Annotated in this window: 17 protein-coding genes and 1 tRNA gene; 11 read left to right on the forward strand and 7 right to left on the reverse strand. The window is 66.6% G+C overall.

From position 1 onward, the window contains the following. Positions 1 to 218: 218 nt before the first annotated feature. Positions 219 to 2,165 (reverse strand): acetate--CoA ligase, encoded by a 1,947-nt coding sequence (gene acs, locus RPS27_RS07965; protein ID WP_212064671.1) that lies wholly within the window; start codon positions 2,163 to 2,165, stop codon positions 219 to 221. A gap of 401 nt (positions 2,166 to 2,566) precedes the next feature. On the opposite strand from acs, the gene RPS27_RS07970 reads away from it, so the two are divergent. Continuing rightward, the gene (locus tag RPS27_RS07970; protein WP_194405326.1) at positions 2,567 to 3,733 is read left to right on the forward strand and encodes a DNA topoisomerase IB; all 1,167 of its coding nucleotides are present in this window, start codon (positions 2,567 to 2,569) and stop codon (positions 3,731 to 3,733) included. 103 nt (positions 3,734 to 3,836) lie between these two features. Here the strand turns inward: RPS27_RS07970 and RPS27_RS07975 are convergent, their stop codons facing one another. Continuing rightward, positions 3,837 to 4,292 carry an SRPBCC domain-containing protein gene (locus tag RPS27_RS07975; RefSeq protein WP_211415157.1) on the reverse strand — a complete coding sequence of 152 codons (456 nt, stop codon included), beginning with the start codon at positions 4,290 to 4,292 and terminating at the stop codon, positions 3,837 to 3,839. Between the two features lie 101 nt (positions 4,293 to 4,393). On the opposite strand from RPS27_RS07975, the gene RPS27_RS07980 reads away from it, so the two are divergent. Then, positions 4,394 to 5,467 carry an adenylate/guanylate cyclase domain-containing protein gene (locus RPS27_RS07980; protein WP_212064669.1) on the forward strand — a complete coding sequence of 358 codons (1,074 nt, stop codon included), beginning with the start codon at positions 4,394 to 4,396 and terminating at the stop codon, positions 5,465 to 5,467. A gap of 9 nt (positions 5,468 to 5,476) precedes the next feature. On the opposite strand, the gene RPS27_RS07985 is transcribed toward RPS27_RS07980, so the two are convergent. The 3 genes from RPS27_RS07985 to tsaD are packed head-to-tail and all read right to left on the reverse strand — an operon-like array spanning position 5,477 to position 7,948. Next, positions 5,477 to 5,890 (reverse strand): EVE domain-containing protein, encoded by a 414-nt coding sequence (locus tag RPS27_RS07985; RefSeq protein ID WP_212064668.1) that lies wholly within the window; start codon positions 5,888 to 5,890, stop codon positions 5,477 to 5,479. A 2-nt stretch (positions 5,891 to 5,892) separates the two neighbouring features. Next, positions 5,893 to 6,873, reverse strand: coding sequence for an NAD(P)H-dependent glycerol-3-phosphate dehydrogenase (locus tag RPS27_RS07990; RefSeq protein ID WP_212064667.1), 981 nt, complete (start codon positions 6,871 to 6,873; stop codon positions 5,893 to 5,895). Between the two features lies 1 nt (position 6,874). Beyond that, positions 6,875 to 7,948 carry a tRNA (adenosine(37)-N6)-threonylcarbamoyltransferase complex transferase subunit TsaD gene (tsaD, locus tag RPS27_RS07995; RefSeq protein WP_212064666.1) on the reverse strand — a complete coding sequence of 358 codons (1,074 nt, stop codon included), beginning with the start codon at positions 7,946 to 7,948 and terminating at the stop codon, positions 6,875 to 6,877. Positions 7,949 to 8,080: 132 nt separating this feature from the next. Here tsaD and RPS27_RS08000 point away from each other — a divergent pair, with 132 nt between their 5' ends. The 6 genes from RPS27_RS08000 to RPS27_RS08025 all read left to right on the forward strand — a co-directional run bounded on the left by RPS27_RS08000 (position 8,081) and on the right by RPS27_RS08025 (position 14,327). Further along, complete coding sequence (locus tag RPS27_RS08000; protein ID WP_212064665.1) at positions 8,081 to 8,827, forward strand: uroporphyrinogen-III synthase; 747 nt, start codon at positions 8,081 to 8,083, stop codon at positions 8,825 to 8,827. 65 nt (positions 8,828 to 8,892) lie between these two features. Next, positions 8,893 to 10,086 carry a COG4223 family protein gene (locus RPS27_RS08005; protein WP_212064664.1) on the forward strand — a complete coding sequence of 398 codons (1,194 nt, stop codon included), beginning with the start codon at positions 8,893 to 8,895 and terminating at the stop codon, positions 10,084 to 10,086. Between the two features lie 36 nt (positions 10,087 to 10,122). Then, positions 10,123 to 11,868, forward strand: a complete 1,746-nt coding sequence (locus tag RPS27_RS08010; RefSeq protein WP_212064663.1) for a heme biosynthesis protein HemY — start codon at positions 10,123 to 10,125, stop codon at positions 11,866 to 11,868. A 100-nt stretch (positions 11,869 to 11,968) separates the two neighbouring features. Beyond that, a tRNA-Thr gene (locus RPS27_RS08015) sits at positions 11,969 to 12,044 on the forward strand. A gap of 131 nt (positions 12,045 to 12,175) precedes the next feature. After that, entirely contained in the window at positions 12,176 to 13,825 is a 1,650-nt protein-coding gene (locus RPS27_RS08020; RefSeq protein ID WP_313753956.1) for a hypothetical protein, read from the forward strand. A gap of 109 nt (positions 13,826 to 13,934) precedes the next feature. After that, positions 13,935 to 14,327: a hypothetical protein gene (locus RPS27_RS08025; RefSeq protein ID WP_212064660.1), complete on the forward strand. Its 393-nt coding sequence runs from the start codon at positions 13,935 to 13,937 to the stop codon at positions 14,325 to 14,327. A 68-nt stretch (positions 14,328 to 14,395) separates the two neighbouring features. Here the strand turns inward: RPS27_RS08025 and RPS27_RS08030 are convergent, their stop codons facing one another. Continuing rightward, positions 14,396 to 15,451: a polysaccharide deacetylase family protein gene (locus RPS27_RS08030; RefSeq protein ID WP_212064658.1), complete on the reverse strand. Its 1,056-nt coding sequence runs from the start codon at positions 15,449 to 15,451 to the stop codon at positions 14,396 to 14,398. 253 nt (positions 15,452 to 15,704) lie between these two features. Between RPS27_RS08030 and RPS27_RS08035 the strand changes: the two genes are divergently transcribed. Together RPS27_RS08035 and RPS27_RS08040 are read left to right on the forward strand one after the other, a co-directional pair. Next, on the forward strand, positions 15,705 to 16,013 hold the full coding sequence (locus tag RPS27_RS08035) for a hypothetical protein (RefSeq protein ID WP_212064656.1): 309 nt from the start codon (positions 15,705 to 15,707) through the stop codon (positions 16,011 to 16,013). Between the two features lie 165 nt (positions 16,014 to 16,178). Further along, on the forward strand, positions 16,179 to 16,394 hold the full coding sequence (locus RPS27_RS08040) for a cysteine rich repeat-containing protein (RefSeq protein ID WP_194405339.1): 216 nt from the start codon (positions 16,179 to 16,181) through the stop codon (positions 16,392 to 16,394). Between the two features lie 47 nt (positions 16,395 to 16,441). Here RPS27_RS08040 and RPS27_RS08045 read toward each other — a convergent pair whose 3' ends face one another. Next, positions 16,442 to 18,130, reverse strand: coding sequence for an MFS transporter (locus tag RPS27_RS08045; protein WP_211415146.1), 1,689 nt, complete (start codon positions 18,128 to 18,130; stop codon positions 16,442 to 16,444). Positions 18,131 to 18,267: 137 nt separating this feature from the next. On the opposite strand from RPS27_RS08045, the gene RPS27_RS08050 reads away from it, so the two are divergent. Continuing rightward, complete coding sequence (locus RPS27_RS08050; protein WP_212064654.1) at positions 18,268 to 19,638, forward strand: hydrolase; 1,371 nt, start codon at positions 18,268 to 18,270, stop codon at positions 19,636 to 19,638. Positions 19,639 to 19,671: the final 33 nt, after the last annotated feature.

Consider the following 19,671-nt stretch of genomic DNA (forward strand, 5'->3'; position numbering starts at 1 on the left):
GTGCAACTGTTCAGGTTGATAGATGGAACGGGCGGGAGACCGAGCCGGCTCACGGCGTCAAGCGCCAAGGACCCAACGGCTTCCCGCCCACTCCACCATGACAGAATTTCGATACACAGGGACCCAGCAGGCCGCACGTTCCCTCGTCAGATGGGCCCCGGCTCAGCAGCGCACCGCCAAGGAGGCGCTGCGCTGCATCCGGGGCACGAGAGCCTGCCTTACGCCGGCCTGCGGTTCTGCCGGTTCTTGACGAGGTCGTCGACCACGGCGGGATCGGCCAGGGTCGAGGTGTCGCCCAGGCTGCCCGGCTCGTCCTCGGCGATCTTGCGCAGGATGCGGCGCATGATCTTGCCGGAGCGGGTCTTGGGCAGGCCCGGCGCGAACTGGATCTGGTCGGGCGAGGCGATCGGGCCGATCTCCTTGCGCACCCAGGTCACGAGCTCCTTGCGCAGATCCTCGGTCGGCTCGATGCCGGCCATCAGGGTGACATAGGCGTAGATGCCCTGGCCCTTGATGTCGTGCGGGAAGCCGACCACCGCGGCCTCCGAGACCTTCTCATGTGCGACCAGCGCGCTCTCGACTTCCGCGGTGCCCATGCGATGGCCGGAGACGTTGATGACGTCATCGACGCGGCCGGTGATCCAGTAATAGCCGTCGGCGTCGCGTCGGCAGCCGTCGCCCGTAAAATACTTGCCCTTGTAGGTCGAGAAATAGGTCTGCTCGAAGCGGGCATGGTCGCCATAGACGGTGCGCATCTGGCCGGGCCAGGAGCGGGTGAGGCAGAGATTGCCCGACGTTTCGCCCTCCAGCACCTTGCCGTCGGCGTCGACGATCTCGGGGACCACGCCGAAGAACGGCTGCGTCGCCGAGCCGGGCTTCAGCTTGGTCGCGCCCGGCAGCGGCGTGATCAGGATGCCGCCGGTCTCGGTCTGCCACCAGGTGTCGACGATCGGGCAGCGGTCGTCGCCGACGACGCGGTGATACCACTCCCAGGCTTCCGGGTTGATCGGCTCGCCGACCGAGCCGAGCAGGCGGAGCGAGGCGCGCGAGGTCTTCTTCACCGGCTCGTCGCCCGACTGCATCAAGGCGCGGATCGCGGTCGGCGCAGTGTAGAAGATATTGACCTTGTGCTTGTCGATGACGTTCCAGAACCTGGAATTATCAGGGTAATTCGGCACGCCTTCGAACATCAGGGTGGTCGCGCCGTTCGCCAGCGGCCCGTACAGGATGTAGCTGTGACCGGTGACCCAGCCGACATCGGCGGTACACCAGTAGATGTCGCCATCGTGATAATCGAAGACGTATTGATGCGTCATCGAGGCGAACACGAGATAGCCGGCGGAGGTGTGCAGCACGCCCTTGGGCTGGCCGGTCGAGCCTGAGGTGTAGAGGATGAACAGCGGGTCCTCGGCGTGCATGTGCTCGACGGGGCATTCCGTCGTCACCATGGCCGCCGCCTCGTGATACCAGAGGTCACGCGTCGGGTTCATGTCGACCTTGCCGCCGGTGCGCTTGACGACGACGACCCAGTCGACGCCGTCGGCCTTGGCCAGCGCCGCGTCGACATTGGCTTTCAGCGGCACCTTCTTGCCGCCGCGCAGGCCTTCGTCCGCGGTGATGATGACCTTGGATTTACAGTCATTGATGCGCTGGGCGAGTGAGTCCGGCGAGAAGCCCGCGAACACCACGGAGTGAACAGCGCCGATGCGTGCACAGGCGAGCATCGCATAGGCCGCTTCCGGAATCATCGGCAGGTAGATGGTGACGCGGTCACCCTTCTTGACGTTACGGGTGCGCAGGATGTTGGCCATCCGGCAGACCTCGTCGTGCAGCTCCTGATAGGTGATGTGCTTGGACTGCGAGGGATCGTCGCCTTCCCAGATGATCGCGGTCTGGTTGCCGCGCTTGGCGAGATGCCGGTCGATGCAATTGTAGGCGACGTTGAGGATGCCGTCCTCGAACCATTTGATCGAGATGTTGCCGGGCGCGAACGAGACGTTCTCGATTTTCGTGGGCGCGTGCATCCAGTCGATGCGCTTGGCCTGCTCCGCCCAGAAACCGTTGGGGTCCGAGATCGAGCGAGCGTACATCTCCTTGTACTTGGCCTGGTCGACCCAGGCGCGCTTCGCCCACTCCGCGGGGACGTCGTAGATCTTCTCGGACATGCTTTCCCTCCACATACGGCAGGCCGAACGCTAGCGACTGGCGAGCCGACTTGATCATTGACTGATTATGCGTCGGGCTAACCGGACCCGACAAGGAGCACAAGCTGGACCTTCGGCGGGCCGCTGACCATGCGGAGGATCAAGGCCACCTGCTGCGATTGTCGCAGATCTGAAACAGGCCCAGGGGCGGCTTTCACTGAGTTTACTCAAACCATGGAGCAAGCCTGCGCAGAGCCTCCATGCATTCCTAGAGGTATTTAGAGACCGTCTGTCACTGATTCGGGACTCGCAATACGGTTCGGAACACCCTAAATGGCCAACCCGGGTCCGAAGAGACCCCTTGGAACAAAAATCAGAACAGCGGCATTGACCGGTAACAGACAGGGCTAAGGCATAAGACTATGATGGATCAGCAGAATCTCGGGACGATACGGCCCGCTTCAGCCGATCCGGCGGCCATTGCGCTGGCCAAAGCCCTTGGACAATGGCCGAAACCGACCGGTTTCAGGCGTCCCAGTCCGAAAAAGACCTACGACACCGCGCCCGCGACGGTCGAGGCGCTCGCCAAGGAGCTTGGCCTGCGGCTCGGCGACCAGAATGAGCTGACCATCCGCCGCATCAAGCGCGGCAAGGGCTATTCCTTCGTCCGTCCCAACGGCGCGCACATCCGCGACGCCCGCACCATCCGCCGGCTGCATTCCATGGCGGTGCCGCCGGCCTATCGCGAGGTGCGCTACTCGGCCGATCCGAGCTCGCATCTTCAGGCCGTGGGCCGGGATGCGGCGGGCCGGCTGCAATATCGCTATCACGCCGATTGGGAGAAGGTCCGCGAGCATCGCAAGGCGCATCGCCTGGAGAAGCTCGTCGGCGCGCTGCCAAAAATCCGGCGCAAGGTCTCGGCGTTCCTGTCGGGTGACGAGCCGACGCGTGAATTCGCGCTCTCGGCCGTGATCGAGCTGATCGCGCGCACCGCGATCCGCCCCGGCAACGAATCCTACGCTCGCCTCAACGGCACGCGCGGCGCGACCACGCTCTTGAAGTCCAACGTCACGCTGGAAGACGATTGCTTCGTGCTGACCTTCAAGGCCAAGGGCGGCAAGGCGGTACGCAAGGAATGCGACGCGGCCAAGCTGGTGCGCGCCATCGGCATTCTGCAGGGCGTCCCCGGGAAGCGCATGTTCCAGTATCGCGATGCCTACGGCATCGTGCGCGCGGTCAGCACCACGCAGGTGAACGCGTTCTTGCGCGAGATCGCCGGCATCAAGATCTCGCTGAAGGATTTTCGCACGCTGATGGCCTCGGCCGTCGTCGTGGAATCGCTGTCGCGGATCACGCCGGCGACCAGCCAGCGCGGCCGCAAGAAGCAGGTGCTCGACGCGATCCGCGCCGCCGCCGACAAGCTCTCGAACACGCCGGCGATCTGCCGCAAGAGCTATGTCCACGACACCATCGTCACCGCCTTCGAGGACGGCATCCTCGAACGTTTTGCGGCGACCATGAAGGGCCAGCGCTCGCAAGCAAGGCGCGAGCAGCTGCTGGCGCAGGTCGTCGCGACCGCGGCGGTGTAACCGGCCAAGACAGTGCCGGAGGATGGGCAAAGGCGCTTAGCGCCGTGCCCACCTCTCCAACCGCAGGATGGTGGGCGCGCGACGCTCTGCCTACCCCACAGAGCTACGACTTGGTCGAGACGCCGTTATCGGGACCGGCATCGCCGCCCGCAGCTGCGATCGTCAGCCGACCCAGATAATGCCCCCACCCCGTCGCGTGCGCAGCGGCCTGCGCTTCGCTCGGCAGGCCGCTATGGGTCATGCGCAGCAGCGTGCCGCCATCGCGTTCGATCAGGTCGATCTCGATCAGGCTGGAGCCCGGCGGCACTTCCTGGCCACCCTCCCAGCCGAACGTGTAGGCCAGACGGTGCACCGGCACGACCTCGCGGAAGGCGCCGCGGGCGACGCCGCCGCGCGGGCCGACGCCCCTCAGCAGATAGAGCCCGCCGGGATGCGGCTCCGTGGTCGCGTCGGATCCCATCCAGCTCAAGATCTTTTCGGGGTCGGTCAGGTAAGCGAAAACGGTCGCGCGGGGTGCTGCGATCTGGGTCTCGCGTCGCACGATGAACGGTTCAGTCATGGGCCATCATCCCTTCGCTGACATCACGACATGGCGGCGCCCGGGCGGCCCGTCAAGGATTGCCCGTGACAAACCCGGCCCGCCTTCGTCATGATCGGACCATGCAGCTCTCGCCGACGCTCGCCTGGCTCGTCGATGTCGCCTCGGATAGTGCCGGGGCCGACCGCCTGCTCGCGGAACTCGGCGCTCATCTGATGGCCGACGGCGTGCCGCTCGCGGCGGGCGCCCTGACGCTGGAAGTGCCGCATCCGCTGATCGCGAAGCGAACGTGGCTGTGGCGTGCCGACAGCGGCCAGGTGATCGAAGCGCTCGGCTTCGCGCCGGGCGGGCTCGCACCGGATCCGCCGAACGATGCCGGTCGCCGCTGGTTACGCGACATCGCGCGCGGCGAGGTGCACGAAGACGCCGTCGGACGGCCCGACGGGCCGCTGCTCGGCTGGATCGGGCCGCGGCCGTTCACCGCAGATGAAATCGGGCAATTGCGTCAGGCCGCGCGTTTTGCTGCAACGCCCCTCGCCGTGCTCGCCGCGCGCGCCACGTTGCGGGCGACGCTGGATGCCTATCTCGGCAAGCGCAGCGCCGAGCGGGTGCTGGCGGCACCCCTGCGGCGCGATCTCGGCGAGACCATTCAGGCCGCGCTGCTCTATGCGGATTTGCGCAATTTCACGACGTTGTCGGACACCTCACCGCCTGGAGAGGTCATCGCCGCGCTCGACGCCTGGTTCGATCGCATCGCCGGCGCCGTTCACGCTTTCGGCGGCGAGGTGCTGAAATTCATCGGCGACGGCGTGCTGGCGATCTTTCCTGTGGTCGAGGCGTCGCCGCGACGGGCCTGCGAGGCCGCTTTGCGTGCGGCAGGTGCCGCCGAGGCCGGGATGGCCTATCTCAACGCCGAGCGCGGCGCCAAGGGCCTGCCGCCGCTGGCATTCGGTGCCGCGCTGCATCTCGGTGAGATGCTCTGGGGCAATATCGGCGCGGCCAATCGGCTCGATTTCACCGCGATCGGTCCCGCCGTCAATCTTGCCAGCCGCCTCGAGGGATTGTGCAAGTCGTTGGGAAGGACCGTGCTGGTGTCGGGCGCGCTCGCCGCCGAGACGGACATGCCGCTGGTCGCGCTCGGATCGCATTCGCTGCGCGGCATCGCCGCGCCGTGCGAGGTGTTTGCTTTGCCGTGAGGTGAGAAACTACGTCCCGCCCATCTTGCACACGAGCTTCCACTCCTCCGCCGTCACCGGCTGCACCGAGAGGCGCGAATACTTCACCAGCGCCATGTCGGCGAGCTTCTTGTCGGCCTTGATCGCGGCCATCGTCACCGGAGTCTTCAAGGGTTTGTCGGCCTTGATGTCGACGCAGACGAATTTTTCGGTCTTGTCGGTCGGATCCGGATAGGCTTCCTTGATGATCTCCGCGATGCCGACGATCTCCTTGCCTTCGTTGGAATGATAGAAGAACGCCTTGTCGCCCTTCTTCATGGCGACGAGGTGCTGGCGCGCGGTGTAATTGCGCACGCCGGTCCAGGCCTCGCCCTTGGCGCCCTTCGCCACCTGCTGGTCCCAGGACCACACCGACGGTTCGGATTTCACCAGCCAGTACGCCATATCTATTCCTCAGACTTGAAGGGGCGTGTCAGCAGCCCCGAGATCGCGGCGTCGATCGTGCTCCGGCCGCTCAGGATCGACGCGACCGCTTCTGATACCGGCATCTCGATGTTTTGCGAAGCTGCGAGTTCGACCAGGACCGGCGCAGTGAATTCGCCCTCGGCAAGCTTGCCGGCGGGCGGCTGCTCGCCGCGGCCGAGTGCGAGTCCGAGGGCGAAGTTGCGTGATTGCGGGCTCGAGCAGGTCAGAATGAGATCACCGAGGCCGGACAGCCCCGTCAGCGTCTCGCCACGCGCGCCGAGCGCGCGACCGAGACGCGTCAGCTCGGCAAAGCCGCGCGTGGTCAGCGCGGCCTGGGCGGAGGCGCCGAGCTTGCGCCCGACCGCGATCCCGACCGCAATCGCCAGCACGTTCTTGGCAGCGCCGCCGATCTCGACGCCCCGAATGTCGGTGGAGTGGTAAGGACGGAATGTCGGCGAGCCCAACGCTTGCACGAGCGCGCTCGCCAACGTCTCGTCGCCTGCCGCCAACGTCACCGCCGTCGGCAGACCGCGCGCGACGTCGTCGGCAAAGCTCGGGCCCGACAGGATCGCCGGCAGCGCGCTCGGCGCGGCTTCCGCGATCACGTCGGTCATGAATTTGTGGGTGCCGTGCTCGATGCCCTTGGCGCAGGCAATGACCGGTGCCGGTCGTACCAGATGCGACGCCAGCATGTTGACGGCGCCGCGGACATGCTGCGCCGGCGCTGCGATCAGCAGCATGTCCGCGCGCGACGCCTCGGCGAGATCGCTCGTGACACTGATCTCGGGCGGGATTCGGACGCCGGGCAGCCGCGGGTTGTCGCGCGTCGAGGCGATCCGCGCGGCATGTTCGGCATTACGTGCCCACAGCGTCACGGCACGCCCCGCCCGCGCTGCCACGGTCGCCAGCGCCGTGCCCCAGGCACCCGCGCCGATCACCGCGACGGATTTGAACGCAGACATTCTAATATCCCGCCCGCGTCTTGCCGTAGCCTGCCGGCGCCGTTGCGTTGGCATCGAGCAGCCAGCGCGCCCGCGGTTGTGCATCCATCGTGTCGATCATGCCGAGCGCGAGGCGCTCGGCGCCAGCCCAGGCGATCATCGCGCCGTTGTCGGTGCAGAGCTCGGGCGGCGGCATGATCAATTGTGTCCCGGCCTGCTTTGCGACGTCGTCGAGGGCGCCGCGGATCGCCTGATTGGCGGCGACACCGCCGGCGGCGACGAGGGCGCGGGGCGCGCCGAATCGCTCGCGGAAGAGTTTTAGGCCGACACTCAGCCGGTCCGCCGTCGATTCCAGCACGGCAGCCTGGAAGCTCGCGCAGAGATCGCTGATGTCCTGCGGTGTGATCTCGGCGAGCCGGCTCGCCTCGGTGCGCACCGCCGTCTTCAATCCCGATAGCGAGAAATTGGCGTCGGGTCTGCCCTGCATCGGACGCGGAAGAGCGAAGCGATCGGCGTCGCCGCTTGCGGCCGCGCGCTCGACCTGCGGGCCGCCGGGATAAGGCAGGCCCAGCATCTTCGCGACCTTGTCGAAGGCCTCGCCGATCGCGTCGTCGACGGTGGTGCCGAGCCGCACATATTGTCCGACGCCGGTGACCGCGACGATCTGGGTGTGGCCGCCGGAGGCGAGAAACAGGCAATAGGGAAATTCGATTGCATCGGTGAGGCGCGGCGTCAGCGCATGCGCCTCCAGATGGTTCACTGCGACCAGCGGCGTGTCGTGCACCATCGCGATCGCCTTCGCGGTGGTGAGTCCGACGATGACGCCGCCGATCAGGCCCGGCCCCGCGGCGGCCGCGACACCGCCGAGCTGGCTGAAGCCGATTCCGGCCTCGCGCATGGCGCGATCGACGATACCGTCGAGCAGGTCGACATGGGCACGGGCGGCGATCTCCGGCACCACGCCGCCGAAGCGGGCGTGCTCCTCGATCTGCGACCGCACGATATTGGACAGGATCTTGCCGCTGCCGTCGGACGCGCGCTCGATCACGGCCGCGGCGGTCTCGTCGCAGGTGGTTTCGATGCCGAGTACCAGCATTGGCGAATTGTTATCCAATTTGCGCCCTTGCGCTCATCCGTAAAGCAGAGTTCTGGTACGTCCGGTAGCATTCCGGGGCCGGATAGCGCAATCGGTCATGCGTCACCGCCAATTGGTTCGGGAACACCAGCGATGTCCATTCTCGTCACACGGCCGCATCCCGACAATGAAACGACGGCGGAAAGTCTGCGCGCGCGCGGGCACGAGGTGCTGCTTGCGCCGGCGCTCAAGTTCGAGCCGGTCGCCTTTCATGACGAAGGTGAAGCTCCCTACGGTGCCATCCTCGTCACGTCGGCCAACGCGATCCGTGCCGTCGCGCCACAATTGCGGGACCTTGGTCTCCTGGAGCTGCCGCTGTTCGCGGTCGGCGAACATACGGCCGCTGCGGCGCGCGACGCCGGCTTTGTCCGGGTGATCGTCGCCGGTGGCGATGCCGCCTCCTTGCGCGACAAGGTGATGCAGAGCGCTCGCGACAAGGTGCTGAAGAAAAAGAGCACGCTGCTGTATCTCGCGGGCGCGGATCTGTCGCGCGACCTCGGCGGCGAGCTCGATGCGGAGGGCTTTTCCGTGGTCACGCAGACGACCTATCGCATGATTCCGGTCAAGCATCTGCCCCGCGCGGTCTGCGAGGGCTTTGCCGCTCACGGGGTCGAGGCGGTGCTGCACTACTCCCGGCGCAGCGCCCGGGCGTTCCTGGATGCGGCCCGGGACGAAGGCGTCGAAATCTCGGCGCTCGCCATACCACATTGCTGCTTGTCCGCGACGGTCGCGAGCGTGCTGCGCGACGCTGGCGCGTCACAGGTCCTGGTGGCGGAGACGCCGGATGAAAACGCCCTGTTTGGCACCTTGGAGCGTGCTTTGCGCACCCGTTTGGCGTAAGAGGTCGGGTCCGAATCCGACGCAATCTGATCTACCCAGGTATGGAAGTGTGAGGAACCGTCACGATGGCCGACGACAAGCCTGAAGACGCAGGATTGGCGCCCGACAGCGGTCGTGCCAAGCGCATTCCGCCCACCATTGATCTTGAAGCCACCGAAGTCTCGACCCAGCCACAGGAGACGGCGGTCGAGCCGGAGGCCGCGCCAGCACCGGAACAGGCTGCGCCCGAGCAGGCAAATTCCGACAAGGTTGACGCAGAGCCGGAGCCCGTCGAAGCGCAGGCTCCCGTGTCGTCGGTTTCGCCCTGGGTCATTGCGCCGCTCTCCGGCGCTGTCGCAGCGACGGTGGTCATCGCGGTCGGCTGGATGCTGGGTTGGCCCGCCGTGCAGGCACCGCCGGCCGCGCCGCAAGTCACCGGCGCGACGGTCGATGCGCTGAGCGGCCGTGTTGCGGCGGTCGAAGCCAGGGCCGGCAAGCCTGTCCCCGATCCGGCCATGGCGGCGCGGATCGACGCGCTGGAGAAGTCCGCAAACAGCTTGCGCAGCGACGTCGCCAATCTGCGTACGCAGTTCGACAAGACCGCGAACGCGCTGAACGACACGAAGTCGACGCCCGCCACGGCCGCGCCCGATCTTGCCGCGCTCAACGAGCGCATCGCGCAGCTCGAGCGCGCCAGCAAGACGGAGCGGGCCGAGCTCGCGCAACAGGGCGAGAAGATCGCCGATGCAAAAGCCAGGGATGACAAGCCGCTGCGCTTCGTGGTGGCGGCGGCGCTGCTCGACGTCGCCGTTCGTCATGGCGATCCCTACCAGTCGCAGCTGTCCGCGGCGCGCACGCTTGCCGCTAAGCCTGACATGCTGAAGCCGCTCGACACGTTTGCATCGTCGGGCATCCCGACGCCGGTCGCGCTGAGCCGCGAGCTGCTCACCATCGTGCCGAAACTGTCACCGCCGGCGGAAGCCCCGGCCGCGAGTGCCGGCATCGTCGAGCGCCTTCAGGCAGGCGCGTCAAAACTGGTCCGCATCGAACGCACCGACGGCGTGGGCAACGACCGTGGCGCGATCGTGACACGCGTCACGGCGGCCGCGCTGCGCAATGATTTCGTGGAAGCGCGGCGCGAGCTCAAGACGCTGCCCGAGGCCGATCGCGCACCGGCGCAGGCCTGGCTCGACAAGGCCGATGCCCGCGACGCCGCGCTCGCCGCCTCACGCAAATTCGCCGACGATGCGATGGCGGATCTCGCCAAATCTGCTCAATAAAGGTTCGCGCAACAATCAGCGCGTATAGGGATCGTCATGCTTCGCATCGTCCTCTTCCTCGTCCTGATTGCGCTGGCGGCGGCCGGCGCGGCCTGGGTTGCCGACCAGCCCGGCGAAGTGGTCTTGACCTGGGGCCACTGGCGCGCCTCGCCGACCATTCCGGCGTTCGTGCTCCTTCTCGGCGTCTTCGCCGTTGCGATCGTCCTGCTCTGGAGCATCCTGACGACGATCTGGCGCACGCCGGGGCGCCTGCGCCGCCGCCGCCACGACAAGCGCCACGCGAAGGGCCGCCACGCCATCACGCACGGCCTGCTCGCGATCGGCCATGGCGACAGCGCGCTCGCCCGCCGTCACGCCGAGGCGGCGCGGCGGCACGCGCCGAACGATCCGCTTGCGCTGCTGCTCCACGCGCAGTCGGCGCAGCTCGAAGGCAACCGCGACGAGGCGCAGCGCGCCTTCCGCGCCATGGCCGAGCGCGAGGACACGCGCCTGCTCGGGCTGCGCGGCCTGTTCATCGAGGCGCAGCGTGCCGACGATGCGGTCGGCGCGGTGATGATCGCGGAGGAAGCGATCAAGCTGTCGCCATCCTCGACCTGGGCCTCGCATGCGGTGCTCGGCTTCCGCTGCGCGCGCGGCGATTGGAGCGGCGCGCTCGCGATCCTCGATTCGAATTTGTCCGCAGGCCTGATCGACAAGCCGGCCTATCGCCGCCAGCGCGGCGTGCTGCTCACGGCGCGCGCGCTGGAATTGGAAACCATGGACCGCGACGTCGCGCGCGAGAGCGTGATGGAAGCGATCAAGCTCGCGCCGACCCTGGTGCCGGCCGCGGTGCTCGCCGCGAAATTCGAGAGCGAGGCGCATCAGGTGCGCCGCGCCATGAAGCTGGTCGAGGCCGCCTGGCTCGCCAATCCGCATCCCGATCTCGCCGATGCCTATGCCCATGTGAAGCTCGGCGATTCCGCGCGCCAGCGCCTGCAGCGGGTCGAGGCGCTCGCGGCCAAGACGCCCGCCGACAAGTCAGGCCATGTCGAGGGCCAGCTCGCGATCGCGCGTGCCGCGATCGACGCCTCCGAATTCGCCCGCGCACGCGAGGTGCTGGCGCCCTACGTCAATGACCCGACCCAGCGCGTGGCGCTGCTGATGGCCGAGATCGAGCGCGCCGAACACGGCGATAGCGGGCGCGCCCGCGCCTGGACCTTGCGCGCGGTGCGCGCCCGTCACGATCCCGCCTGGACTGCAGACGGTTACGTCAGCGATCGCTGGCGCCCGGTCTCCCCGGTCACCGGCCGGCTCGATGCGTTCCAGTGGCAGACGCCGGTCGCCAGCCTGCCCTCGGACAAAGGCACCACGATCGAATCCTCGGCCTTCGAGGAAGCCATGCTGGCGGCCCCGCCGCCGAAGCGCGTGACGGTGGCTCCCAGCGAAAGCCCGGCGGAACCGGCAGCAGTCGAGCCCGAGCCAGCCCCCGTGCCGGCCGCCCAGGACAATTCGCCTCCGATTGCCAAAGAAGAGCCGGCCGCTGTCGCCGCCGCCGAACCGGTCCAGCCGGCCCCCGAGCCCGCCGAATCATCGCCGCCGGCGGCGACACCGGTGTTCCGGTCCCGCGCCGATCTCGGCAAACCCGCGCCAGCGCCGATTCCCGCAGTCATCCCCATCGTCCGGGCCCCCGACGATCCCGGGATCGACGACGAGGGTCCGAGCGATGAATTTACGGAACAAATCGGCACGCCCAAGGCCCAGGCCGGCGGCTGGCGGGGATTCTGGTCCCGCTGGGGCGCGTGAGCCGCATTTCGAAGCCGGCTTGTCCTTGCCAATTCGGGCCATGCCCGATATCAGGAGCGCGCGTATCGGGGCCGGCATCGCCCGGGCCCCGGCAGGGTTCGCCGCAATAGCTCAGTCGGTAGAGCACGTCATTCGTAATGACGGGGTCGGGGGTTCGAATCCCTCTTGCGGCACCAGCGCCTCGGTTCATCCCGGTCCTCCCAACAAGCGCCAGCGCTTTGCTCCTTGAGGCCGGCCCGCGCGTTGCGCTTCGCCCTCGTGTCACTACGATGCCTGAGGGACGGAAATGCGCGCAACGGGGCAAGTGGTGGGTACCGAGACGACGGCCAGGACGAATTGGAGCGCATGGCTGCGGATCTTCGGCTTCGTCAGTCTCGCCGCCGGCATCACCGCCATCGTCGCATCGAGATCGCTCGATGCCTCGCAGCTGCGCGGGCGGTTGTCCGTTCCTCCGCTTTATGACGACGTCTCCTATTTCCTGGATGCCATCAGGTGGATGAATGCGGTCGGTGACCGGAGCATCGCCGCAAGTAGCTGGACTCTGCTTCACGACCACGCGCCGTTTTCGACGATGGTGGCGATTACGGGGTTTGCGCTGTTTCCCGGCAGCTTCATCGGGCCTTATGTCGTCCACTCGGTGCTGGTCTTTGCATTTCTGCTCGGGATCGTCTGGCTGGCGTGGCGGCGGCCGGTGCTCGAGATCGCGGCGTGCCTGATCGCGGTTCCTTGCGTCCCGGTGCTGTGGCACACGGTGACCGAGGCGCGACCGGATCTGCCCTCGGGTCTTGCCATTGGCCTTGCTGCCGGGGCGATCGTTCACCGCGGCGTGCTCGATCGGAGCGCACGTGCCCTGGCCGGTCTCGGCATTGCCTGCGCACTGGCCGTCAGCATCAAGCCGACCGCGTTCTTTGCCACGCTCGCTCTGCTCGGCAGTTCATTTGCGATCCGGCTGTTCGTCGATTGCCTGGAGGCGGGCGGATTGCGCATCTCGATCCGCAAGGCGCTCGCTGCGCTGCTGTGGTTCGTGCTGCCGCTGCTTGCGACAACGGCCCTCTTGATCGGGCCTGCACTGGTCGAGACCGTCACCTACATCCTTCACGTTTTCGTCGGTCAGCGCGACCTCTGGACGACAGGCGAAAGTTTCTCGGCCGGTTTGCTGCGCTTCTCGATCGGCGGCGAAGGTCAGTTCGGCCTGCATCACTGGTTCGCCATCGGGACGGGCCTGATGCTGCTGCGTCTGGTGCTGGCGGCCATCCGCGGACGCGCCGCGCTGCGCGACGCCGTCGTTCTGCTCGCGGCTGTGCTGATCGCTTATGCCATTCCCTCCGTCGCGGCGATCAAGACCTATTATTTCGGCGCGATGTTCTATGGCCTGTTCATCGTCGCGATGGTGCTCAACGGCTGCGCCAGCATGGCGCTCATTGAAGAGCTGCTCATCCGCTTCGGCCTCCGCAACGATATCCGCCGCTACCTTCTCACCGCCTGCCGGGTGCTGGCGCTCGCCTTTGTTCTTCAGCTTTTTGTCAGGCACGTCGTCATCGGTCAGATCAGCACGGCGACACCGCTGAGCGCGCAGCAGCAGGAGAGCATCCGCCTCGCGACCGGGCGGCTCTGGTCGCTGCTGCGCGAGATCAAGCCGCAAGCGCCCGGCCCGCTCTATGTCGGCTTCTCCAGCCCTTATCCGGTGACGTCGGCGGCCATCCAGCTCTACGCGGCGCGGGCGAAGATGAATCTCGTCGTACGCGACGAGCTGTATTTCCGGAGCGCGCAGGAAACGGGCGATGCGTTGTTGAAGTCGGAGATTCTCGTGCTCTCGAGCTCGATCCAGCACACGCTGGTCGGGCCGCGCGTCGGCGATGAACTCATCGCCCGCATGGACGCGGAGAAGGGCGTTTGCCTGCTCGACAGCATGAGCTTTCCGGACGTGACTCTGCGGGTCTATCGGCGCGGGTGTTGAGCGCAGGCGGCCGGTTCGAAATTGTGCAGCGATTGTGTGAGGCCAATCACTTAACCCCACGCGCATCCCCCGTAATGTCCCGGTCACGCCAACACGGGGAGACTTTCACATGCGCAAGATCATTCTGGTTGCCGCCATGGTCCTGACCGCCGGATCCGCCCAGGCGGACGGCTCCCGCAGCCTGTCGCTGTCAGCGTCAGGCGCTCAGGCACCGGCTCCGCTGACCACGCCGACGTCGGCGACTACGGCACAAGTGAGCGAGCCAGCGCCGGCCACCGAGGCGCCGAAATATTCCGACCGTCCGCCGGCCGTGTCGCTCTCCGCGCCACCGGCCACCACGGTCGCACCTGCGGCGGCCGCGCCTGCCACCACCGCGGCGCCGGCCACGACGGCCAAGCCCGCCACCAGGAAGACCGCAAGGGCGGACAAGCCGAAGCCCAAGCGCAGCTGGACCGAGCGCCGCATCATCAGCGAGCTGCACCGCCACGGCATCTATTGGTAAGCCGCTCGCTCAAAGCAAATGGCCGGGCAAAAGCCCGGCCATGCGCATTCCCGCCTTGGTGGTCGCGTTTACTGCGAGACCGTCTGCACCACGCTCGAGATCGGACGCGTATTCGTGCTCGCGGTCGGCACCTTCATGTCCTTCATGATCGCTTCGTCATATTCCGGCAGCGTCTGCAGCGGAGTCTTGGCCTTCATCTGCACCACCTTGTAGCCGCCGGCCTTCAGCCGCGCGAGCAGCGTCGGCAGGGCGATGCCGGTGTTCTTCTGGAAATCGTGCATCAGAACGATGCCCTTGCCGAGCTTGTCCAGCCGCGTCATCACCGTCTCGACGATCTTCTCCGGCGTGGCGCCCTTGCGGAAGTCGAAGGAGTCCACGTCGGTCGAGAACATCGCGACGTTGCGGGTGCCGAAATAGCTCACGATCGCCGGATTATGCTGAAGCTGCGGGAAGCGGAAGAACGGCGCAGGGTTGGCACCGAGCGCGAATTTCACCGCGCTGATGCCCTTCTCGACCTCGTCCTTGGCCATCTGCTCGGTCATCTTCTTGCCGTTCAGATTGACGTGCGACCAGGTGTGCGTGCCGACCGTATGGCCCTGGGCCAGCACCTGGCGCAGGATTTCCGGATGATAGGTCGCGTGCTTGCCGACCGAGAAGAACAGGCCCTTGGTGCATTCATCCGCGAGCGCCTTCAGCACATTCGGCGTGTTCACGGGCCAGGGACCGTCGTCGAAGGTCAGCACGACTTCCTTCTCGGTGAGGAAGTCGAACTGCTTGAAATGATCGAAGCCGAAGCCGGGACCGCCGGTGGTGTCGATCTCGACAATTCGGGAGACGCCCAGCGCATTCGGATTGGCGCAGGCCTGCTTCGGCTGCACCGGCATGACGGGAGCGGGCGCAGGCGCCTGGGCCATCGCCGCCGGCTTGGCCGCAACCGTCGCAGTGGTCTCGACGTCATCCCTGGCGGCGAGCTTCGCCGGCGCCGGCAACGGATCGGCGGCACGGGCGGCAATTGTTTTGGGAGCGCCCTGATCGGCGCGCGCGGAATAATAAAACCAACCGCCGGCGGCGATCACGACCGCCGCAACTACACTGGCCAGCATCAGGCCCAACGCATTACGCATCGCTACTCTTTCCAATTACGCAACCAAACCTGCGGAATTTCCCGCGCGACGAGCCATTAATGCGAAGTAACAGTTAACGTGACACCAACACGACGGCGGTTGTGGAGGAATTTCAGGGCGGTGCGCCAATGTGACTGAGATCACAGTCGGGGTGGGGCGCGTGACTGTCATCACAGTGGAAACTGTTTTGCTGGAGCATCGTAGTTCCCATCAACAACGGGCGCCGTTGCGACGGCGCCAATGGGAGCCTCAAATGACCAAGTCTTCTGACACCAAGTCCTTCTCTGCCAATATCCGCGACACCAGCCTGGCTCTGGGCTTTGCCGCCATCGTCTCTCTGATCTCGACGACCTCGAGCTTCGCCTTCTCGGCCGAGGCGCAGCAGATGTGCACCGGCGATGCCTTCCGCCTGTGCTCGTCGGAAATCCCCAACATCCCGAAGATCACGGCATGCATGATGAAGCATCGCTCGGACCTGAGCGCCGGCTGCCGCGCGGTGATGGACAAGGATCTCGCCAAGGGCGCCTCGCGCAAGGTCGCTGACGCCCAGGACAGTCAGTAACAGCGCACGACCACATCGTCGTGTGATTAGCTCCCTTCGCGATGTGCCCCGGCGTCAAGCCGGGGCCACGCGGCGGCGCGGCTCCTGCTCGCAATAAAGCGTTGCAGGTGTGGGATCATCGCACTAGCTTCCCCGCACGTCCTTCCGGGCAAGAGGCATTACGCGATGACCAGATTTCTTTTCGTTATTTCTCTGCTCCTGTGCGCATCGAGCGCCTCCGCCCAACAGCAGCCTGGCCATGATGCCTGCGCGCGCGATGTCTCGCGCTTCTGCCGTGCCGTGATGAACAATGGCGATGGCGCCGTGCTCGCCTGCCTGAAGCAGAACCGCACGAAGCTGAGCAAAGGCTGCGACAAGGTGCTGACCGAGCACGGGCAGTGATGCCATTCCGGGCTCGCGCCTGACGGCGCGCCCCGGAATGACGACGTCTACGTGCTGCTTCCCGCCGCGGTCGCGACCACCGGCAGCACCTCGGAGCTGGCGCGGTCCGGCGTGTCTTCCTTCCAGCGCACCGAACCGAACGGGCGCTCCAGCATGCGGCGGATCCGCACCGGCTCGGGGCCGATGTGAAAGGCGATCGCCTCCTGGTGCAGCGCGCGTTCGCTCTGGGTCGAGCGGTTGCGCTGGCGCAGATAGTCGAACCAGGTCGGGCAGTGGTAGCGCTCCGTCCACAATTCAGGATCGGCGATGTCGCGGGCGATCGACCAGCCATAGGCACCGTTGCGCTGGCGGGAGAGCTGCACGTCCTGCATCACGTTGTGGAAGGCGCGCGCGTTGTCCTGCGCGACGCGATATTCGATCTCGACCACCAGCGGGCCGCTGCGCCCGGTCAGGGACAGCTTCACCTCGGGGTCGGCGAGCACGTCGGCATCCTCGTTGCGGGCACCGACGCGCGGCATCGTCAGCCAAAGCCCGAGCAGCGGCGAGATCAGCATCAGGCCAGCCGCGGTCAGCAGCGCGACCTCGACACCGGCATAGTCGGTGAGATGGCCCCAGCCCCAGGCGCCGATGGCGATGCCGCCGGAAATCGAGGCCTGGAACGCGGCGAGCGAGCGACCGGCGACCCAGCGCGGCGCCGAAAGCTGCACGCCGATATTGAACAGTGCAATCGCAGCCATCCAGACCGCGCCGGCCAGCACCAGCGCCGCCGCCGTCAGCACCGGCTCCGTACTGAGGGCGAGCGCAGCCATCGCGAACGCCATCGAGATGGTGCAGGCGCGGATCGCGGCCTCGCCGCTCATACGCTTGCGCAATTCGTGGATGTTCAGCGCGCCGATCACGGCGCCCATGCCGAAGGCGCCGAGCATGATGCCGTAGGTCTGCGCGCCGCCATGCAGGAGGTCGCGCGCGACCAGCGGCATCAGCGCCATGATGGCGCCGCCGATCAGGCCCATCACCAGCGTGCGCAACAGCACGATCTTGATCGGCGGCGAATTGGTGATGTAGCGGAAGCCCGACACCATGGCCCGGTTGAGCTTTTCGCGCGGCAGCCGGGAGGGCTCGGTGCTGCGCCGCCAGAGCAGCAGCACCACCAGCAGCGGCAGATAAAGGATCGCGTTGCAGGCGAAGGCCGCGACAGCGCCGAGGGCGGCGACGATGACGCCGCCGACCGCGGGACCGAAGCTGCGCGCGATGTTGTAGCTGATGCCGTTCAGCGCGACGGCCGAAGGCAGCGCATCGGGCGGCACCTGCTCGCTGACCGAAGATTGCCATGCCGGGCCGAACAGTGCGTTGCCGCTGCCGACCACGAAGCAGAAGGCCAGCAGCAATTCGGGGCTGATCAGGTTGAGGCCGGCCAGCACGGTGAGCGCGCTTGCGCCGATCAAAGCAATCATCAACGAGACCAGCGTGACGATGCGCCGGTCATACATGTCGGCGATGGCGCCGGCCGGCATCGAGATCAGCATGATCGGCAGCATCAGGGCGGTCTGCACCAGCGCAACCTGGTCGGCCGATGCCGCCATCTGCGTCATCGCCCAGGCCGCGCCCACGCCCTGGATCAGCAGGCCGAGATTGGAGAGTAGGCTGGCGAGCCAGATGCGCCGGAACACGGTGTAGCGCAGCGGCGCGGTGATGCCGTCGGCGGCCATTTTCTGACGGTTTGGCTGCTCGGTCATATCCCCTTCCATATGGGCTGGCAGAACGGGTTTCGGGCGATTCCGGCAATTTCTTTGATGCCCGCGAAAGTCCTTCGCTGTCCAGTGGTTAGGCCGCTATAAGCGGTGCAAAGAGGCGGTTTGCCGGGGAGGAACAGATGAAGCTGTCACGACGGACGATCTTGCTGGGGGCTGGCAGCTTGCCCTTCGCAACTGCGAGCTTGCGGACCGGGGCATTCGCCCAGGCCGCGCCGGCTACGCCGGGCAATGAGGTGCCGCCGATCCTGTTCGTGCACGGCAATGGCGACTACGACGCGCTCTGGATGACCACGCTGTGGCGGATGGAATCTAACGGCGTCGCGCGCGATCGCATGATGGCGATCAATTTCACCGATCCCAATGCGCGTACCGACGACAAGGTCGAGCAGGCGAACCGCTCCTCCACCGAGGACCAGCGCCGCGAGCTCACGGCTGCCATCGCCGAGCTGAAGCGCCGGACCGGCGCAGCGCGGGTCGCACTGGTCGGCAGCTCGCGCGGCGGCAATGCGATCCGCAACGTCATCAAGAACGGCGGTGCCGCCGATGTCAGCCACGCCGTTTTGTGCGGCACGCCCAATCACGGCGTGTTCGCAACCGACGATCAGCAGAACAACGAGTTCAACGGCCGCGGCCCATTTCTGCGCGGCCTGAACGAGGGCGAGAGCGAGGTGACGCCGGGCGTCGCCTTCCTGACGCTGCGCAGCGACGGCATGGACAAATACGCCCAGGCCGATGGCCGTTTCATCGGCAAGCCCGGCACGCCGACCGGCGTCACCAATGAAGGGCCGGAGCTGAAGGGCGCAACCAACCTCGTGCTCGGTGCGCTCGACCATCGCGAGGTGGCGTTCCACCCGAGGGCGTTCCGCGAGATCTACAAGTTCATTGCCGGCCGCGAGCCCGCGCGCATCGCGATCCTGCCGGAAGCCAATGTGAAGTTGAGCGGCTTGGTCACGGGTACGCCCGGCGGCGTGTCGACCAACCGTCCGGTCGCGGGTGCAACCGTCGATGTCTTCCGCGTCGATCCTGATACCGGTGAGCGCAAGGACGGCGCAGTGTACAGCGCGCAGACCGGCGCCGACGGTCGCTGGGGCCCCGCGCCGGTCGATCCCTCCTGGTCGCTCGAATTCGTGCTGACGTCGCCTGGCGCGCCGATCACGCATATCTATCGCTCGCCGTTCCCGCGCTCGTCCGACGTCGTCCATCTGCGCGCCGCACGGCCGCTCGGGCCGGCCGACAAGGACGCCGGCGCCGTCGTCATCATGTCGCGGCCGCGCGGCTATTTCGGCCTGCCGCGGGACGTGGTGCTGCTGGACGGCAAGGAGCCGGCCGACGTCAAGCCGGGCGTGCCGACGGATTCGGCGGCAACATTGCGGCTTGCGGCCGGCGAGGTTGGACGTAACATCGTGGCTCAATTCGGCGAAGAACGGATTGTGGCGCGGGCCTGGCCCGCTTCCGAGAACAGGATTGCGATTGCCGAGCTGACTTATTAGCTGTTGCCTGCGTCACATCAGCGGGAGAGAGCC

It is taken from the genome of Bradyrhizobium sp. WYCCWR 12699 (assembly GCF_032144035.1).
GTDB lineage: Bacteria > Pseudomonadota > Alphaproteobacteria > Rhizobiales > Xanthobacteraceae > Bradyrhizobium.

Bases quoted from the DNA above. Each gene is read 5' to 3' on its own strand.
- acs (WP_212064671.1), bottom strand. From the start codon at position 2,165: ATGTCCGAGAAGATCTACGACGTCCCCGCGGAGTGGGCGAAGCGCGCC.
- RPS27_RS07970 (WP_194405326.1), top strand. From the start codon at position 2,567: ATGATGGATCAGCAGAATCTCGGGACGATACGGCCCGCTTCAGCCGAT.
- RPS27_RS07975 (WP_211415157.1), bottom strand. From the start codon at position 4,292: ATGACTGAACCGTTCATCGTGCGACGCGAGACCCAGATCGCAGCACCC.
- RPS27_RS07980 (WP_212064669.1), top strand. From the start codon at position 4,394: ATGCAGCTCTCGCCGACGCTCGCCTGGCTCGTCGATGTCGCCTCGGAT.
- RPS27_RS07985 (WP_212064668.1), bottom strand. From the start codon at position 5,890: ATGGCGTACTGGCTGGTGAAATCCGAACCGTCGGTGTGGTCCTGGGAC.
- RPS27_RS07990 (WP_212064667.1), bottom strand. From the start codon at position 6,873: ATGTCTGCGTTCAAATCCGTCGCGGTGATCGGCGCGGGTGCCTGGGGC.
- tsaD (WP_212064666.1), bottom strand. From the start codon at position 7,948: ATGCTGGTACTCGGCATCGAAACCACCTGCGACGAGACCGCCGCGGCC.
- RPS27_RS08000 (WP_212064665.1), top strand. From the start codon at position 8,081: ATGTCCATTCTCGTCACACGGCCGCATCCCGACAATGAAACGACGGCG.
- RPS27_RS08005 (WP_212064664.1), top strand. From the start codon at position 8,893: ATGGCCGACGACAAGCCTGAAGACGCAGGATTGGCGCCCGACAGCGGT.
- RPS27_RS08010 (WP_212064663.1), top strand. From the start codon at position 10,123: ATGCTTCGCATCGTCCTCTTCCTCGTCCTGATTGCGCTGGCGGCGGCC.
- RPS27_RS08025 (WP_212064660.1), top strand. From the start codon at position 13,935: ATGCGCAAGATCATTCTGGTTGCCGCCATGGTCCTGACCGCCGGATCC.
- RPS27_RS08030 (WP_212064658.1), bottom strand. From the start codon at position 15,451: ATGCGTAATGCGTTGGGCCTGATGCTGGCCAGTGTAGTTGCGGCGGTC.
- RPS27_RS08035 (WP_212064656.1), top strand. From the start codon at position 15,705: ATGACCAAGTCTTCTGACACCAAGTCCTTCTCTGCCAATATCCGCGAC.
- RPS27_RS08040 (WP_194405339.1), top strand. From the start codon at position 16,179: ATGACCAGATTTCTTTTCGTTATTTCTCTGCTCCTGTGCGCATCGAGC.
- RPS27_RS08045 (WP_211415146.1), bottom strand. From the start codon at position 18,130: ATGACCGAGCAGCCAAACCGTCAGAAAATGGCCGCCGACGGCATCACC.
- RPS27_RS08050 (WP_212064654.1), top strand. From the start codon at position 18,268: ATGAAGCTGTCACGACGGACGATCTTGCTGGGGGCTGGCAGCTTGCCC.